The organism is Stenotrophomonas sp. 78350_Sma, assembly GCF_056482105.1.
This window is the reverse complement of the sequence record NZ_CM151182.1, coordinates 2,929,624-2,945,596: the sequence shown is the minus strand read 5'-3', so window position 1 is coordinate 2,945,596 and position 15,973 is coordinate 2,929,624. Positions and strand designations below refer to the sequence as shown.

15 protein-coding genes are annotated in these 15,973 nt (G+C 66.2%); 7 read left to right on the top strand and 8 right to left on the bottom strand.

The window, feature by feature from the left end; all coding sequences use genetic code 11:
* Window positions 1-144: 144 nt before the first annotated feature.
* The 3 genes from ACZK4H_RS13730 to ACZK4H_RS13720 are packed head-to-tail and all read left to right on the top strand — an operon-like array spanning window position 145 to window position 2,391.
* Window positions 145-990, top strand: coding sequence for an energy transducer TonB (locus ACZK4H_RS13730; RefSeq protein WP_099552343.1), 846 nt, complete (start codon window positions 145-147; stop codon window positions 988-990).
* Window positions 990-1,859 (top strand): hypothetical protein, encoded by an 870-nt coding sequence (locus ACZK4H_RS13725; protein WP_099552342.1) that lies wholly within the window; start codon window positions 990-992, stop codon window positions 1,857-1,859. Before ACZK4H_RS13730 ends, ACZK4H_RS13725 begins: the two co-directional genes overlap by 1 nt.
* 13 nt (window positions 1,860-1,872) lie before the next feature.
* A complete protein-coding gene (locus ACZK4H_RS13720; RefSeq protein WP_099552341.1) occupies window positions 1,873-2,391 on the top strand; it encodes a hypothetical protein in 519 nt (172 codons plus the stop codon).
* Window positions 2,392-2,437: 46 nt separating this feature from the next.
* Here the strand turns inward: ACZK4H_RS13720 and ACZK4H_RS13715 are convergent, their stop codons facing one another.
* The 8 genes from ACZK4H_RS13715 to hutI form a co-directional block, all read right to left on the bottom strand.
* Window positions 2,438-4,549, bottom strand: a complete 2,112-nt coding sequence (locus tag ACZK4H_RS13715) for a TonB-dependent receptor family protein (RefSeq protein ID WP_099552340.1) — start codon at window positions 4,547-4,549, stop codon at window positions 2,438-2,440.
* 193 nt (window positions 4,550-4,742) lie between these two features.
* Window positions 4,743-6,179: a serine hydrolase domain-containing protein gene (locus ACZK4H_RS13710; protein ID WP_099552339.1), complete on the bottom strand. Its 1,437-nt coding sequence runs from the start codon at window positions 6,177-6,179 to the stop codon at window positions 4,743-4,745.
* 273 nt (window positions 6,180-6,452) lie between these two features.
* On the bottom strand, window positions 6,453-7,109 hold the full coding sequence (locus ACZK4H_RS13705) for a hypothetical protein (protein ID WP_143567601.1): 657 nt from the start codon (window positions 7,107-7,109) through the stop codon (window positions 6,453-6,455).
* Between the two features lie 93 nt (window positions 7,110-7,202).
* Window positions 7,203-7,424 (bottom strand): hypothetical protein, encoded by a 222-nt coding sequence (locus tag ACZK4H_RS13700; RefSeq protein ID WP_049443231.1) that lies wholly within the window; start codon window positions 7,422-7,424, stop codon window positions 7,203-7,205.
* 262 nt (window positions 7,425-7,686) lie between these two features.
* Entirely contained in the window at window positions 7,687-9,354 is a 1,668-nt protein-coding gene (gene hutU / locus ACZK4H_RS13695; RefSeq protein WP_099552337.1) for a urocanate hydratase, read from the bottom strand.
* Complete coding sequence (hutG, locus tag ACZK4H_RS13690; protein WP_099552336.1) at window positions 9,351-10,205, bottom strand: N-formylglutamate deformylase; 855 nt, start codon at window positions 10,203-10,205, stop codon at window positions 9,351-9,353. The genes hutU and hutG overlap by 4 nt, the downstream gene beginning before the upstream one ends.
* Window positions 10,202-11,743 carry a histidine ammonia-lyase gene (hutH, locus tag ACZK4H_RS13685; protein ID WP_099552335.1) on the bottom strand — a complete coding sequence of 514 codons (1,542 nt, stop codon included), beginning with the start codon at window positions 11,741-11,743 and terminating at the stop codon, window positions 10,202-10,204. Before hutH ends, hutG begins: the two co-directional genes overlap by 4 nt.
* Window positions 11,740-12,963 carry an imidazolonepropionase gene (hutI, locus tag ACZK4H_RS13680; protein ID WP_099552394.1) on the bottom strand — a complete coding sequence of 408 codons (1,224 nt, stop codon included), beginning with the start codon at window positions 12,961-12,963 and terminating at the stop codon, window positions 11,740-11,742. Before hutI ends, hutH begins: the two co-directional genes overlap by 4 nt.
* A gap of 67 nt (window positions 12,964-13,030) precedes the next feature.
* Between hutI and ACZK4H_RS13675 the strand changes: the two genes are divergently transcribed.
* From ACZK4H_RS13675 to ACZK4H_RS13660, 4 genes are all read left to right on the top strand, one after another.
* Window positions 13,031-14,401 carry a formimidoylglutamate deiminase gene (locus ACZK4H_RS13675; protein ID WP_099552334.1) on the top strand — a complete coding sequence of 457 codons (1,371 nt, stop codon included), beginning with the start codon at window positions 13,031-13,033 and terminating at the stop codon, window positions 14,399-14,401.
* A gap of 28 nt (window positions 14,402-14,429) precedes the next feature.
* A complete protein-coding gene (gene hutC, locus ACZK4H_RS13670) occupies window positions 14,430-15,158 on the top strand; it encodes a histidine utilization repressor (RefSeq protein ID WP_062607337.1) in 729 nt (242 codons plus the stop codon).
* Between the two features lie 94 nt (window positions 15,159-15,252).
* Window positions 15,253-15,435, top strand: a complete 183-nt coding sequence (locus tag ACZK4H_RS13665; RefSeq protein ID WP_099552393.1) for a type II toxin-antitoxin system HicA family toxin — start codon at window positions 15,253-15,255, stop codon at window positions 15,433-15,435.
* An 8-nt stretch (window positions 15,436-15,443) separates the two neighbouring features.
* The gene (locus ACZK4H_RS13660) at window positions 15,444-15,836 is read left to right on the top strand and encodes a type II toxin-antitoxin system HicB family antitoxin (protein ID WP_099552333.1); all 393 of its coding nucleotides are present in this window, start codon (window positions 15,444-15,446) and stop codon (window positions 15,834-15,836) included.
* Window positions 15,837-15,973 lie beyond the last annotated feature (137 nt).

Below are 15,973 nucleotides of genomic sequence, written 5' to 3'. Positions count from 1 at the left end.
TCGTGCGTGCGGCTGGCCGCGCACGCGGGTGGCCATGATCGTCGCGTTGACCGGCGCCTGCGCTGCCCGATGGCGGTAGTGCTGGACGGGTAGTACTGCAGTTCCGGGCGATTTCCCCCTGTGCTTCACTTTTCCAGGATCTTCATGCGACAGCGCATTGCACCGAAACGCGTCCTGGCCACAACGGTCGTTCTATCGATGGTTGCAGTCTTAGCGCTGATGGCCAGCGTGCGCCCGCAGTGGCGGCAGGATGTCGGCCCGCCTCCGATCAATCTGGGAACGGCACGGATGCAGGCCGAAGTGATGGCAGAGCTCATCGACCTGCGACCGACACCGCCAGGAAAGCCACCGGTTCCACCGATTCCAATGAAGGGAGTCTCCTCCCCGATGCTGGCCGATAACAGTGGGTTCGCGACCGCAGCGGTGCGGCTGGAAAGCGTGGCGGCAGCACACTTCGAGCCGCGCGGCTGGGAGCCCGACATACCATTCGCTGTGATGGAATGGACCGTGCCTTCGTGCCATGAAGGAGAACCCGCCCAGGTCTGCCAGGTTCGCCACAGCGTCGTCGAGTGGCGCGATGATGACAGTGCAGCGTCCTTTCAACTGCAGCAGCATCTGGAGTCGATGCTGCAGGTTGTGAACCGTCGGGCTGTACGGGTACCCGACCTCGCGTTTGAGCTTGCACACGTGCGGGCGCAGCGGATGACGTGGGACGAGCTTCAGCAACGACGCGCGCGCGGTATCGAGGGATGCATGGGCGGACCGGGCAATCCGGATCTGGGCGTTGTCTATCTTCAGCGTCCTGTGTTCAGCCTGGACGGGAACTGGGCAATGGCATCGATCGCCTCGGATCTGTGCAGCGGCGGAACGGGTATGCGTGGCCTCTACCTTCTGCACCGCAGGAAGGGCGGATGGGAGCGCATTCGAGTGGAGCCTGTCCGCCATATGAGCTTTGGACACGGCCTGTGGCCCGCGTTGCCGGAGCCGTGATGACAGATACGTCTTTCAAGCCAGGCCGTGACTGCCAACAACGGATCGCCTGGCGGCGCATTGCATCGCTGGCGGCGGCGCTGTCGGCTTTGGCTCTCATGGCCGGGATCTGCAGCCTGCGCCCGAGGTGGCAGCAGGCGATCGGTCCGCCACCGGTCAACCTGGGAACGGCGCAGATGCAGGCTGAGGCGATGGCGCTGGCGATCCGGCAGAGGCCGCCATTTCCCCTTCCACCCGCATTGCCGCAGCCAACGCCAGTTCTGCCAACCTCGCTGAGCGCGGTGCCCAGCGCACCGCAGACGCCGTCCACGCGCGTCGATCAATGGCGCCCGCAGGAGCAGCCGCAGTTGACCGACGCGGTGGGGGAGGACATCTACGTGATGGAGCAGACCTTGCCCTATTGCTGGCCGGGCAGCAGTGCCTCCACCTGCCAGGAGGTGGACGATCTGGTCCTGCCGCTGGACGACCGGTGGCCGCCTGACATCCATGCGCTGCGGTTGCAGCTGCAGGCGGACCTGGTTCCCGCCAATCGCCGTTCCATGTCAGTGCCAAGCGCCGCATTGGCTGGTGCGCAGCGGATGGACAGCGCGGGGCTTCGAGCGCTGCGGGAGCAGGGATGCGGGGCAACGGAGCATGGGCCGACTCGGACATACGACCACTTCGCCTATCTGACCCGGCCCGTTTTCAGCGTCGACGGGCAGTGGGCTATGATCGCGGTCGCCTGGGATTCGTGTTCCGACGATTTCGTCTACCGGGAGCTTGTCGTACTGCATCGGGAACAAGGACGCTGGATGGCCGCCCCCCCGGAACGAGGTCTGGGCGGCGCATGGGACGGCCGCGTACTGCGGCCCTGGATGTACAACCACTGACGAGGAAGAGCGCATGGACGTCGCTACACACCGCAACAGGATGTTGTTTCGTTGGATCATGGTAACGCTGCTGGCAGTACTGATGCCGTTTGCAGCACTGGCGCAGCCCGCAGCCGGGCAGGTCGATCGCGCCGAAGCCGCTACTGCCGCGGAAGAGGCGCAATGCCGCGCCTGCAGCTATGAGCGTATCGGGCACAAGGTCGATGTCGCCCTGGTGGCCCTGGTATCGCTGCTGGTGGTGGGGCTGCTGATCGCGGTATCCCGCGAGTGGGGTACCACCTCGCAACGCTGGACCTGCCGCACGCTGGCCCTGCTGCTCGTGGGCATCAGTGTAGCGTTGCTGTGGTGGGCAGGCAGCGTCGTCTACCTGGGTTACAACCCGTGGCAGGAAATGGCCGCCCCCGTCGATGGCTCGCTCACCTCGACACTGCTCAGCACCTCACCGAAGTGGCTGGCGGCAATGGTGTTGATTGGTTTCGCGCCCTCCATCTGGAAGCGCAGCGAGCGCCTGCCGGCCTGGCGTATCGGCTGACCCTGGAGCGACGGCGCCGGAGCTCCCCCGGCGCCGCCTGCGGCAATCAGTCAAATCGCCAGCGCAGGCCCGCATAGACACCACGCCCTTCGCCCGGCGTCGAGCGCGCGACATCCCTGCCGGCATCGTCGTAGCCCGGCGTGACCGTGGCGGCGTAGTGGCGGTTGCCGATGTTGCGCATCTCCGCCCAGGCCTGCCAACGACCGCCGGGTGCGTCGTAGCCGATGCGGCTGCCGAAGATCACATGGCTGTCGGCCCAGTAGCTGTTGGCATAGTCCACGGCGATGCGCGAGGCGTATTCGGTGTTCAGCGCGGCGTACAGGCCGGAGGCATGATCGAAGCGCAGCTCGGCCTGGTAGCTGTGGCGCGGCAGGCCTGGCAGGAGGTTGCTGCCGAAGCGCGCGTCGTGGCGGTAGCGGAAATCGCTGAAGGTATAGGCCTGACGCAGCGACAGGCGTCCCGGCGCAGCCTGCCACAGCGTGCTGTCCAATCCGGCTTCGATGCCACGGTGCACGGTGGGGCTGGCGTTGTTCTCGGCGATGAACAGGTTCGGCACCGGTTGCAGTTCGACGCTCAGCAGTTCGTGGTTCACATGCGCGTAGTAGCCGGTCAGTTCCCAGCGCCCCAGCGCCGTGTCACCGCGTGCACCCAGTTCCAGCGTGGTGGCGGTCTGGTTCTGCATCGGCACCGGCGCGCGCTGGCGACCGCTGGACGGGCCATTGCCCGGTCCGAAGTACTGGTTCGAGCCCCAGATCATCGACCACGGATGCGGTGCTTCCACCGAGCGGCTGAGGTTACCGAACCATTGCGTCTGCGCACTGTGCTGCCAGGTGAAGCCCAGCCGCGGCGCGTAGTCCCAGTCATGATCGCGCAGTCGGCCGCCGCTGCTTGGCCAGGTCACCTGCACGTCGCGGCGGGTGTTGATCAGTGCCAGCCCGGTCTGCAAGCGCAGGCGGTCATTGAAGGTGAGGGTATTGCCGACGTGCAGCGTGCTGTCGGTGCCGTGGTGGCGGAAATCACGCGTGCGCGTGCCGGCGGCATAGCCGTTGCTGGCAAAGCGCAGCGACTCGCGCACGTCGGCGTCCAGGTCGTGGGTGACGCGCAGGCCGACGGTGGTTTCACTGTCCAGCCCGAACAGCCGGTGGCGGTGGCGATAGTCCAGCGTGGCGTTGAGGTTGGCGTAGTCCAGTTGCTGGCGGTACAGGCTCTCGTTCAAGTCCATCGGGTACTTGTGATAGACCAGCCCGGCCTGCAATGAGGAGTCCTCATCGATCTGCAGCGTGGTGACATTGCCCACCCAGGTGCTGCCGGGTTGCGGGCGGCGCGCATCGATGGCCAGGTTGGCTGCGTTCGCCGCGTGCGGGTCATTGCGGATCTGGTCGCGGGTCAGGCGTCCGGGTGTTTCGTGGTTGGTTTCGCGATAGCGCACGAAGAAGCGCGTCTGCAGGTCGGGCGTGATCTGCCAGCCGATGTTCGCCATCGCGCCTTTACCGTCGCCGCGCGCATGGCGCTGGTAGCCGTCGAATTCGGTATCGGTGTAGGCCAGGAAGTAATCGACGTCGCCGCTGACGCCGCCCCAGCTGAGACCGCGCTTCTGGTAGCCACGGCTGCCGGCCTCGTAATGCAATTGCACGCCAGCCGAATCACGGCCGCTGCGGCTGACGTAGTCGATGGCACCGCCCAGCGCCAGCGCGCCGCGCTCGAAGCCGTTGGCGCCGCGCAGGACTTCCACGCGCGACAGCCACAGCGGTTCCAGCAGCTCGTAGGGCGTGCCACCCGGGCCGGTCAGTGGCAGACCGTCGATCGACACGGCGATGCCCGAGGCGTGCGCACCCGGGCCCCGGTTGATGCCCGAGCCACGGATCGAGATCTTGGTGCCTTCGTTCCCCGGCGACTGCGCGCTGATACCCGGCTGGTAGGCCAGCACATCGGCGCTGGAGGACAGGCGGCTATCGGCCTTGGCCACGTTGATGACGTTGCTGGCTCCCGGCACGCGCTTCAGCGCCTCGCGCGCCTGCGCGCTGGCATCGGCGGCAGCGGTGACCTGCACAGCATCCAGCGTGGTGGCCTGTGGGGCCGCAGCGGCGGTGGAAGAAAGGCCGAGGGAAACGGCCAGGAACAGCAGCGAAGGGGTGGGGCGGTACGGCGAGAGCGACATGCGGAAATGCTGTAAACCACAAAAGTGGCGCGAAAGTTAACAGTTCGGTGGCCCCACGTCACCCTCCACCTGCGTATGGCCACCTGCGGTGTCCCTGTACAGCAGAACCCACGCTCGACTATCGCGCGCAGCGCGGGTTCTCTGCGATCGCCACGAAGCGCAGCCGAGCATGGGCTCGGTTCTACAGCAGGGTTTACGGCGAAGGCTTCGCCAGCGCCTTCGACTTTGCGTAAAGCCGCTCAGCGATCTCCTTCTCGCCCAGCGCCGCATGGCACTCCGCCAGGCTGTCCCACGCATTGGCGGAATCGGGATACAGCTCGGTGTTGATGGCGAACACCTTCAATGCGCTGCGCGCGCCGAGGCTCTCGCGGATGGCATAGCCATCGGCATTGATCGCACGCTCCAGTTCATCGGTCGCAATGCTGCTGCTGTCGCGCAACCATGCGCGCAGAGCTGGTGCAGCGCCCGCATCATCATCCAGCGCATAGGCAATCAAGCGTTCGGACAACACCGCGTGCGGGAATTCCTTCGGCGCGGCCACCGCCATCGTGCTTTCCACCAGCGTGCTCGACCACACATTGCGCGCACTGCCATTGGTCAGGTACACGAACACCCAGTAGCCACTGTCCAGGGTGTCCTTGTAGGCCAGCCGCGCACGTACGCGGGTGCCGCCATCGTGGCCAACCTGGGTGTAGCCGTCACTGCGCACAGTATCCCAACCGGTGGAGTAGTAATTGCGGCCGCCGCCGCTCAGCGTCTGCGGCTGCCAGAGCTTTTCCAGGGTGGCCGTGCGCAGCAGCTTGCCGGTGGCCAGTGCCTGCAGGAAGCGGTTCATGTCGCCTACGGTGGTCTGCAGGTCGGCATGGCCCCAGCCGTAGTGCGGCCACGGATCTTCGTTGGCCGGCTGCAAGGTGCCGTCCTTGCCGATGTAGGCCACCGCCGCACGCTGCGCCGGCACGCTGGCCACGCCCCACGAGGTGCTGGCCATCTTCAGCGGCCGCAGGATGCGCTCGCGCGCGATGGCCGGGAAGGGCTTGCGATAGTGCGCTTCCAGCAACGCCGTCAGCACCAGGTAGTTGGCCTGCGTGTACTGCACACGGCTGCCGGTGGCGAACTGCATCGGCGCGGCCGCGGCGACCTTCAGGGCTGCCGCAAGATCCGGCGCGACGCCACTGTAGCCCTTGCTGATCCAACGGTTGTCGACACGGTCGTAGTACTCGCCGATGCCCGAACTGTGGTTGAGGAAGTCGCGCACCGGGATCGTCCGCCAGGCGGCCGGCAGGTCTGGTACATAACGGCTGGCCGGTGCATCCAGATCCACCTTGCCCTGGTCGACCAACTGCATCACCAGCGTGCTGGTCAGCAGCTTGGCCATCGACTGCGCTGTGAAAATGGAATCGATGGTAGCCGGCGCGTGGGTGGCCGGGTCACGCTCGCCGCTGGCGCCCTGGTAGAGCACCTGACCGCTGTGGGCGACCAGCACCGCTTGCCCGGCGATGCCGTAACGCTCGCGGTTGGTCTGCAGTTGGGCTTCGAGCTGTGAAGAGAGGCCGACGGGAAGCCCACGCGCAGAAGCGGGTGGAGCAGCGAACAGGGCGCAGAGCAATGCAGCAGCAAGGGTGCGGTACATCGCGGTGATCCGTCAGCGGAGATGGCGCATGTTGGTCACGGCTGCAGGTGGGGTCAAGCGGGCCCTGTTCGATGGATCACGCATGCATGAGCGGATGGGCTTCGTGCCACACGGGATCATGCGGGTATGCCCGGATAGAAGGCGTGGCGGCAGTCGAGCGTTGCACGCAGGTCCGTAGCGGTCATGAAAGGCGTGCTGTGCGTGGTTTCCTGTATTTCCTGATGGCGGTGATGCCGGCCGGTGGCCGACACCCTATCGATTGTGGCTGAGGCCTTACCTGGGGCTCTTGTCCATGAGCCAGCCACGGCCATAGCAGTTACGCATGAACCCGCGGGTCGGACAGCGCTCCTCCAGGGTGTTGCTCAGCAGCTCGATGAGGCGCGGCAACGGGGTCGGGCCAATGAAGTTCATATCGCCGAGCTTGGTAACGGTCCACATCTGGTCCTTGCTGAGCTCAATCGTGCCAAGCAGCGGGCGTTCGCCGTCGCCTGGTCCGGACAGATTCATCACCAGGTAGCTTTGCTTTCTCTCGTCCACCAGTCCGTGGTAAGTCAGCACGTACCGATCGGGGTACTTTTCAATTACGCCTCGCTTCCACTCAGCGAACGCGGCGTAATACTCCTTGTAGCCGATGGGTGCATCAGGCGTGAAGGATTCCATTTTTGCGTCGAAGCCGCGGGTAGTGAGTGACGCAAACAGGGCTTGTGCAAGGATGCTGCAACGCTGCCTGAGATCAGGGAAGTAGGGAGTGCGGCGACGCCCATCCGGCGAGGGCAGTGCGCAGGAACCCTCATTGTTCGCATCCAGAATAACGAGCGGGCTGATCCGGGTCTCGTATGGGAGCTTTGTGCTGATCTGGTTTGCTGCGCTCGCAGGCCCGGTGACCGCAATGCAGGTGGCGACAAGTAGCAGACGTTGAAGAACGCTCATTGGAGAGAACATCTCGATGGTGCAGAACGGGATTCAGACGAAGTCCTGGCACTGAGACTCCGTCGCAGGGCGATGTGGCAATCCGCGATCGATCTACTTGATCTTCACATCCTTGCCCTGGTCCTGCATCAGCTCAGCAAACCTGGCCCAGCTCAGCCGCTTCTTGTTCACCGAATTGCCTGCGGGCACCCATTCGATGTTGCCTTTGCTGATCAGAGCGGTACCGAGCAGCTTTCCATCTTTCCTGACGGCAAGTTCGACGTCCTTGTGCAGTACGAACTTGGTGGCAAGATCCATGGTGATTTCGTGAGCCATACAGTGGATTCCTTTCAGCAGAAGAGTTCATCAGAAAGGAATGAGCCCACAGGGGCGCTGGCCCGAGTAAACAGGCCGGAGGGCAACATTCCTTGTTGATCTCCGGTATCGGCAGGGCACCGCGCAACTTTAGGTGCGATGCCACTGAAGCTGGCGCAAGCCTCTTCCATGGCATGCACGCCGGCGGATCGGGGACACTGCCGCGCATTGCCCTGATGGCACGGGATGATGTGCGTGCCGGCCGCTGGCCGGCAACCCCGCATTAGCCCAGAATTCCCGGCAGATCCAGCCCCTTCTCCTTCGCGCATTCCACCGCGATCTCATACCCCGCATCGGCATGGCGCATCACGCCGGTGGCCGGGTCGTTCCACAGCACGCGGCCAATGCGCTTGGCCGCTGCCTCGGTGCCGTCGCAGACGATCACCATGCCGGCGTGCTGCGAGAAGCCCATGCCGACGCCGCCACCGTGATGCAGCGACACCCAGGTCGCGCCGCTGGCGGTGTTGAGCAGGGCGTTCAGCAGTGGCCAGTCGGAGACCGCATCGGAGCCGTCGGCCATTGCTTCGGTTTCGCGGTTCGGCGAGGCAACGCTGCCGCTGTCCAGGTGGTCGCGGCCGATCACAACCGGCGCCTTCAGTTCACCGTTGGCGACCATCTCGTTGAAGGCCAGGCCCAGTCGATCACGATCACCCAGGCCGACCCAGCAGATGCGTGCCGGCAGGCCCTGGAACTTGATCTTCTCGGCGGCCATGTCCAGCCAGCGGTGCAGGTGCGGGTTGTCCGGAATCAGTTCCTTCACCTTGGCATCGGTCTTGGCGATGTCTTCCGGATCACCGCTCAGTGCCGCCCAGCGGAACGGGCCGATGCCACGGCAGAACAGCGGGCGGATGTAGGCCGGCACGAAACCGGGGAAGTCGAACGCGTTTTCTACGCCTTCTTCCAGCGCCATCTGCCGCAGGTTGTTGCCGTAGTCCACGGTCGGTACGCCCAACGCGTGGAAGCCGAGCATGGCGCGGATGTGGTTGGCCATCGATGCGCGCGCGGCCTTCTCCACTTCCTTGGGGGTGGAAACGCGCTTCTCATCCCACTGCTCGACCGTCCAGCCCTGCGGCAGATAGCCGTTCACCGGATCGTGCGCGGAGGTCTGGTCGGTCAGCAAATCCGGCTTGACGCCGCGCTTGAGCAGTTCAGCCAGTACATCGGCGACGTTGCCGAGCAGGCCCACCGACTTCGGCGTACCGGCCTTGCACGATTCGTCGATCAGGCGCAGCGCTTCGTCAAGATTGTCGGTCCAGGTATCCAGGTAGCCGGTGCGCAGTCGCATGTCGATGCTGCTCTTGCGGCATTCGACGGCCAGGCAGGAGGCACCGGCCATCACGGCAGCCAGCGGCTGTGCGCCACCCATGCCACCGAGGCCACCGGTGAACAGCCATTTCCCGGTCAGGTCGCCACCGAAGTGCTGGCGGCCCATTTCCACGAAGGTCTCGTAGGTGCCCTGCACGATGCCCTGCGCGCCGATGTAGATCCAGCTGCCGGCGGTCATCTGGCCGTACATGGCCAGGCCCTTCCTATCCAGTTCGTTGAAGTGGTCCCAGTTGGCCCAGCGCGGCACCAGGTTGGAGTTGGCGATCAGCACGCGCGGCGCATCGGCGTGGGTGCGGAACACGCCCACCGGCTTGCCCGACTGCACCAGCAGGGTCTGGTCGTCGTCCAGGCGCTTGAGCGTTTCGACGATGGCATCGAAGCTCTCCCAGTCGCGCGCGGCGCGGCCGATGCCGCCGTACACCACCAGTTCCTGTGGGCGCTCGGCCACGTCCGGGTGCAGGTTGTTCATCAGCATGCGCAGCGGCGCTTCGGTCAGCCAGCTCTTGGCGTTCAGCGTGGTGCCGGTCGGCGCGGCGATGGTGCGGGACGGGTCGTTGCGGGTCATGCGGCGCTCCGGTTCGTAGCGAATTCAAGGCAGGCGTTGAGCACCTGCGCCAGGGTGTGGCGCAGCGGTGCGGCGTGGTCGGGGTCGAGCGGGGTGGGCCAGCTGTGTTCGTCCACCTGGTCCGGCAAGGGTTCGTGCATATAGCCGCGGCAGGCCAGCTCCATCTGCAGGCTGTGCACGCCGCCGGCGACGTTGCTGTAGTGGCGGGTGATCCAGCCGCCCTTGAAGCGGCCGTTGCGCACCTGGCTCATGCCACTGATCTTCAGCAGGTTCTCTACCACATCGCTCAACGCGTTGTCGCAGGAGGTATCCGGCGCACCGGAGGGGCCGGCGGTACCAAGGTTGAACTGCGGCAGCTCGCCTTCGAACAGGTGCGGGATGTGCGAGCGGATGGAGTGTGCGTCATACACCACGACCGTGCCGAACTTCGCGCGCAGGCGCGTGATCTGTGCGGCCAGCGCATCGTGGTAAGGCAGGAAATACGTGTCGCGGCGACGGGCGATTTCTGCTTCGTCCGGTTCGCGCCCGGCGTGGTACAGCGGCTGGTTGTCGAAGGTCGTCAGCGGGCACAGGCCGGTGGTGTTCTGGCCCGGGTACAGCGACACGCCGCTGGGATCGCGGTTGAGGTCGATCACCGAACGTGAGATCGCCGAGCGCACCGTGGTCGCGCCCATGCCACGCACGAAATCGTACAGTTCGTGTACCCACCAGTCGGCATCGCGGCGTGCCAGCCACGGCGAGTGGTAGTCGCCGATCAGCTCGTGCGGCAGCTCGCTGCCGGTATGCGGGAAGCTGACGATCAAGGGGGCATCGCCCTCGTGCACCGTCAGCCATTCGGGATGGGCGTTCATACCTGCGGTTCCACGGTTGGCAGCAGGTCGGCCATGCCCTGCGCCAGCGCGCCACTGCGCACCAGATTGGTGGCGGTCACCATGTCCGGATGGAAGTAGCGGTCTTCTTCCAGTGTCGGCACCTGTGCACGCAGGGTGGCACGCACGCTTTCCAGCGCCGTGCTGGAGCGCAGCGGGGCGTGGAAGTCGCAGCCCTGCGCAGCGGCCAGCAGTTCGATGCCGATCACGTTGGCGGCGTTCTCGGCCATCTGCATCAGGCGGCGCGCGCCATGCGCGGCCATCGACACATGGTCTTCCTGGTTGGCCGAGGTCGGGATCGAATCAACACTGGCCGGGTAGGCGCGCTGCTTGTTTTCCGAAACCAGCGCGGCGGCGGTCACCTGCGGAATCATGAAGCCGGAATTCAGGCCAGGGCGCGGGGTCAGGAACGCCGGCAGGCCGGACAGTGCGGGGTCCACCAGCATCGCCAGGCGGCGCTCGCTGATCGAGCCGATCTCGCACACCGCCATCGCCAGCATGTCGGCCGCGAAGGCCACCGGCTCGGCGTGGAAGTTGCCGCCGGACAGCGCTTCGCCGGTATCGGTGAACACCAGCGGATTGTCGGACACGCCGTTGGCTTCGATTTCCAGCGTGGTCGCGGCCTGGCGCAGGATGTCCAGCGCCGCGCCCATCACCTGCGGCTGGCAGCGCAGGCAGTACGGGTCCTGCACGCGCACATCGTTGTCGCGGTGCGATTCGCGGATGTCCGAGCCCTGCATCAGCGAGCGCAGGGTGGCGGCAGTGGCGATCTGCCCGCGCTGGCCGCGGATGGCATGGATGCGCGGGTCGAACGGTGTGTCGGAACCCTTGGCTGCTTCCACCGACAGCGCGCCGGTCACCAGTGCGGCCTGGAACACGGTCTCGATCTCGAACAGGCCGGCCAGTGCATAGGCGGTGGAGAACTGGGTGCCGTTGAGCAGGGCCAGGCCTTCCTTTGCGCCCAGCTCGATCGGCTGCAGGCCGGCACGGGCCAGTGCGTCGGTTGCCGGCAGACGCTGGTCACCCATGAAGGCTTCGCCGACGCCCAGCATCACGCTGGCCAGATGCGAGAGCGGCGCGAGGTCGCCCGACGCGCCGACCGAGCCCTGCGCCGGTACCACCGGCAGCACGCCCTTGACCAGCATCGCTTCCAGCAGCAGCAGGGTTTCCTCGCGGATGCCCGAAGCGCCCTGCGCGAGGCTGACCAGCTTCAGCGCCATCATCAGCCGCACCACGCTGGCCGGCATCGGTTCGCCCACGCCGGCAGCGTGCGAGAGCACGATATTGCGCTGCAGGGTGGCCAGGTCCTCGCGCTCGATGCGCACGCTGGCCAGCTTGCCGAAGCCGGTGTTGATGCCATACACCGGCGCGCCCTTGGCGACGATGGCGGCCACCGCCGCAGCACTGGCGCGCACCACCGGCAGTGCAGCCGGGTCCAGTGCAAGCGGCGCACCGCGATAGACCTGCCGCCACTGGGCGAGAGTGACATGGCCGGGGCGAAGAACCAGGGTGTTGCTCATGTGTTGCTCCAGGAGGCAGGCAGGTCGGGCTGTCCGCGCACCACGCGCGCGTGCAGCGGGTTGAATCCAATGCGATAGACCAGGTCGGCGGGGGCATTGATGTCCCAGATCGCCAGGTCGCAGTCCAGGCCGACGGCGAGGCGGCCAATGCGCTCGCCATGGCCAAGCGCGCGCGCCGCTTCACGGGTGAAGCCGGCGATGCATTCATCCACGGTCAGGCGGAACAGGGTGGCACCCATGTTCATCGCCAGCAGCGGGCTGGTCAGCGGCGAGGTGCCCGGGTTGCTGTCGGTGGCCAATGCCAGCGACACGCCGGCCGCGCGCAATGCAGCGATCGGCGGCAGGGTGGTATCGCGGGTGAAATAGAAGGCGCCCGGCAGCAGCACGGCGACGGTGCCGGCGGCGGCCATCGCGGCGATGCCGGCGTCATCCAGATGTTCGATATGGTCGGCCGACAGCGCGCCGAAACCGGCGGCCAGTTCGGCGCCGTGCTGGTTGCTCAGCTGTTCGGCGTGGATCTTCACGGCCAGCCCGTTCGCACGCGCAGCCTCGAACACCTGCCGCGCCTGCGCCGGGGAAAACGCGATGTTCTCGCAGAACACATCCACCGCTTCGGCCAGGCCTTCGGCGGCGATGGCCGGAATCATCACGCTGCACACCTCGTCGGTGTATTCCTGCGCCTCGCGGCCCGGCGGAATCGCGTGCGCGCCGAGGAAGGTGGTGACCACATTGACCCGGCATTCCTCGCCCAGGGCGCGCGCGACCTGCAGCTGCTTGCGCTCGTCGGCCAGGGTCAGGCCGTAGCCGGACTTGATCTCGATCGTGGTCACGCCTTCGGCGCGCATCGCCAGCAGGCGCGGGCGGCTTTCGCTGGCCAGCTGCTCGGGCGTGGCGGCGCGGGTGGCGCGCACGGTGGAGACGATGCCGCCGCCGGCGCGGGCGATGTCGGCGTAGCTGACGCCCTGCAGGCGTTGCTCGAATTCGTTGGCGCGGTTGCCGGCGTAGACCAGGTGGGTGTGGCAGTCGATCAGGCCCGGCGAGATCCAGCGGCCTTCGCCGTCGATGCGGGTGGTCGGCCGCAGGTGGGTATCGCTGCCGGCGGCACCGACGTGGACGATGCGCCCGTCCGCGCAGGCCAGTACGCCATCGCGGATGACACCCAGCCCTTCGCCATCGAGGGTGATCAGGTGAACGTTGGACCAGAGGGTATCGACGTGCATGGCATCCACAACGCGGCTGTGCTTATATGTCTATACAATATAGGCGTCCATTTCGGGTTGTCCAGCCATGTCCGATTCGCGTTCCCAGCTCAGTTTCCATGCCACCCACGCCTTGCTGGCCCAGGGCTGGGCCCGCGATGTCCGGCTGCAGGTCCAGGACGGCCGCATCACGGCGATCAGCACAGGGCAGGGCGCGCGGGACGGTGACACCCGCGTCGGCATCCTGGTGCCGGGCCTGCCCAACCTGCACAGCCACGCGTTCCAGCGCGGCATGGCCGGCCTGACCGAGATCGGCGGCGGCGACGGTGACAGCTTCTGGAGCTGGCGCGAACTGATGTACCGCTTCCTGGCCCATCTGCGCCCGGACGCGGTGCAGGCCATCGCCGCCCAGGCCTACATGGAAATGCTGGAAAGCGGCTTCACCCGCGTCGGCGAATTCCATTACCTGCACCACGACGCCGATGGCCATGCCTATGCCAACCGCGCCGAAATGAGTGCGCGGATTGCCGCTGCGGCCGATCAGACCGGCATCGGCCTGACCCTGCTGCCGGTGTTCTACGCGCATGCCGATTTCGGCGGGGCAGCGCCGAATCCGGCGCAGCGTCGCCTGATCCACGATGTGGACGGTTTCGCACAGCTGCTGGACGCCGCGAAGCCGGCGCTGGCCGCGCTGCCGGATGCAGTGCTCGGCATCGCGCCACACAGCCTGCGTGCAGTCACCGGCGAGGAACTGAGTGCGTTGCTGCCGCTTACCGACGGCCCGGTGCACATCCATATCGCCGAGCAGGTGCGTGAAGTCGAAGCCTGCCTGGCCTGGAGCGGACAGCGCCCGGTGCAGTGGCTGTACGACCATGCACCGGTCGATGCGCGCTGGTGCCTGGTGCATGCCACCCACATCACCGATGACGAGCGTGCGGCCATCGTGGCCAGCCAGGCCGTGGCCGGGCTGTGCCCGATCACCGAAGCCAACCTGGGTGACGGCCTGTTCCCGATGCAGGCGTTCGCGCGCGAGGGCGGGCACTTCGGCGTCGGCTCCGATTCCAATGTGTTGATCGATGCGGCCGAAGAGCTGCGCCTGCTCGAGTACGGTCAGCGGCTCACCCTGCGCGGGCGCAACGTGCTGGCGCCGGATGCCACCCGCAGCACCGGTCGTTTCCTGTTTGAAGGTGCATTGCAGGGTGGCGCACAGGCGCTGGGCGTGGCCGCTGGCCTGCAGGTCGGCGCCAGTGCCGATCTGGTTGAACTGGATGGCGCACACCCGGCGCTGCAGGCGCGGCAGGATGACGCATGGCTTGACAGCTGGGTGTTCGCCGCACGTAATGGCGCGCTGCGATCGGTCTGGCGCCATGGCCGCCAATGTGTGGCCGAGGGCCGCCACCTGCAGCGCGAGGCGATCACCACCGCCTTCGCCGCCGCCCTGCGTGGCGTGCTGGGCTGATCGCCTCCCGCTACCGAGACCCCATTACGTGAAGGCCAGCAAGTCCGCCACGCTCAACCAGCGTATCCGCAGCGATCTGGAAAGCCGCATCCTCAGCGGAGAGTGGGCGCCGGGCTTCCGTATTCCCTACGAGCACGAGCTGATGGAACAGTACGGCTGCTCGCGGATGACGGTGAACAAGGTGCTGACCGCGCTGGCCGAGAGCGGCATGATCGAACGCCGCCGTCGCGCCGGTTCCTTCGTGGCGCGGCAGCCGCCGCACCTGGAGCAGGTGGCGCTGGAGATTCCGGATATCGCGATGGAGGTCGGCTCGCGCGGCCACCAGTACGCCTATCGCCTGCTGCAGCGCGACCTGCGCCTTGCCGATGCCGGCAATGCCGGTGAAGTCGAGCTGGCAGGGCAGGAGAACCTGCTGGCAATGCGCTGCCTGCACCTGGCCGATGGTCGCCCGCTGGCACTGGAGCATCGGCTGATCAGCCCGGTGGGCGTACCCGAGGTGCTGGAGGTCGATTTCAGTACCACCGCGCCGGGCAGCTGGCTGCTGCAGAACGTGTCGTGGACCCGTGCCCAGCACCGCATCAGTGCCTGGGGCGCGGATACCGCCACCGCCAAGCTGCTGGACGTGAAGCCCGGAACCGCCTGTCTGGTGATCGAGCGCTTGACCTGGCGCGGCGAACAGCCGATCACCCGCGTGCGCCAGGTGTTCCTCGGCGATGCCTGGGACCTGGTTGCGCGCTTCGCGCCTGGGGCAAGGTAGGGATTCCATCCACGCATGGCGTGGATCTACTGGGCCGGAACGGCTGTCGCCTTGAACTCTGTCGGGGCGTGTGTACGATGTGTATCGTCCCTGCATGAAGAGCAGGGACCTCATCCGGGATCTGGAAGCGGCAGGTTGGACCTGTTGCCGGATTCGCGGATCCCATCATGTATTCGTGCACCCGCAGCACCCTCACATCCTCACCGTGCCTCATCCAAGGAAGGATCTGGGGAAAGGGCTGGTGCAGGCGTTGCGGAAGCTCGCAGGACTGACGTAGGAGGGCCCATGCGATATCCAGTCTTGATCGAGGCAGGCGATGAGCGCACTGCATGGGGTGTGGTCGTTCCAGATCTGCCAGGGTGCTTCTCGGCGGCCGACACGCTAGAAGATGCGCTCAGCGCTGCCGAGGAGGCTGCGCTTGCCTGGATTGATGCGGCCCTGGATGAGGGGCGCTCGATTCCGGCACCTTCTGCGCCACAGAAAATCGCGGCCGAGGCATCCAAGGACATCCGCTGGATTCTTGCGTACATCTGCATTGATCCGGCGTTGCTGGACGACACCATCGAGCGGGTCAACATCAGTCTGCCGCGTCGGATCCTGGCGAGGCTGGATGCGCAGGCCAGAGCGGCGGGTGAATCGCGCTCCAGTTACATCGCCCATCTTGCGGCATTGGGCTGAGCAGGCGCCTTGTAGAGCCGAGCCCATGCTCGACTCTGCAAAGGCATCCACGCATGGCGTGGATCTACCAGGGGTTCGCGCGCATCGCATGATCGCAACCGGGATTCAGTAGATCCACGCCATGCGTGGATGTTGGT

Bases quoted from the DNA above. Each gene is read 5' to 3' on its own strand.
- ACZK4H_RS13710 (WP_099552339.1), bottom strand. From the start codon at position 6,179: ATGTACCGCACCCTTGCTGCTGCATTGCTCTGCGCCCTGTTCGCTGCT.
- ACZK4H_RS13660 (WP_099552333.1), top strand. From the start codon at position 15,444: ATGCGATATCCAGTCTTGATCGAGGCAGGCGATGAGCGCACTGCATGG.
- ACZK4H_RS13700 (WP_049443231.1), bottom strand. From the start codon at position 7,424: ATGGCTCACGAAATCACCATGGATCTTGCCACCAAGTTCGTACTGCAC.
- ACZK4H_RS13725 (WP_099552342.1), top strand. From the start codon at position 990: ATGACAGATACGTCTTTCAAGCCAGGCCGTGACTGCCAACAACGGATC.
- ACZK4H_RS13720 (WP_099552341.1), top strand. From the start codon at position 1,873: ATGGACGTCGCTACACACCGCAACAGGATGTTGTTTCGTTGGATCATG.
- hutH (WP_099552335.1), bottom strand. From the start codon at position 11,743: ATGAGCAACACCCTGGTTCTTCGCCCCGGCCATGTCACTCTCGCCCAG.
- ACZK4H_RS13665 (WP_099552393.1), top strand. From the start codon at position 15,253: ATGAAGAGCAGGGACCTCATCCGGGATCTGGAAGCGGCAGGTTGGACC.
- hutI (WP_099552394.1), bottom strand. From the start codon at position 12,963: ATGCACGTCGATACCCTCTGGTCCAACGTTCACCTGATCACCCTCGAT.
- ACZK4H_RS13715 (WP_099552340.1), bottom strand. From the start codon at position 4,549: ATGTCGCTCTCGCCGTACCGCCCCACCCCTTCGCTGCTGTTCCTGGCC.
- ACZK4H_RS13730 (WP_099552343.1), top strand. From the start codon at position 145: ATGCGACAGCGCATTGCACCGAAACGCGTCCTGGCCACAACGGTCGTT.
- ACZK4H_RS13675 (WP_099552334.1), top strand. From the start codon at position 13,031: ATGTCCGATTCGCGTTCCCAGCTCAGTTTCCATGCCACCCACGCCTTG.
- hutG (WP_099552336.1), bottom strand. From the start codon at position 10,205: ATGAACGCCCATCCCGAATGGCTGACGGTGCACGAGGGCGATGCCCCC.
- ACZK4H_RS13705 (WP_143567601.1), bottom strand. From the start codon at position 7,109: ATGAGCGTTCTTCAACGTCTGCTACTTGTCGCCACCTGCATTGCGGTC.
- hutU (WP_099552337.1), bottom strand. From the start codon at position 9,354: ATGACCCGCAACGACCCGTCCCGCACCATCGCCGCGCCGACCGGCACC.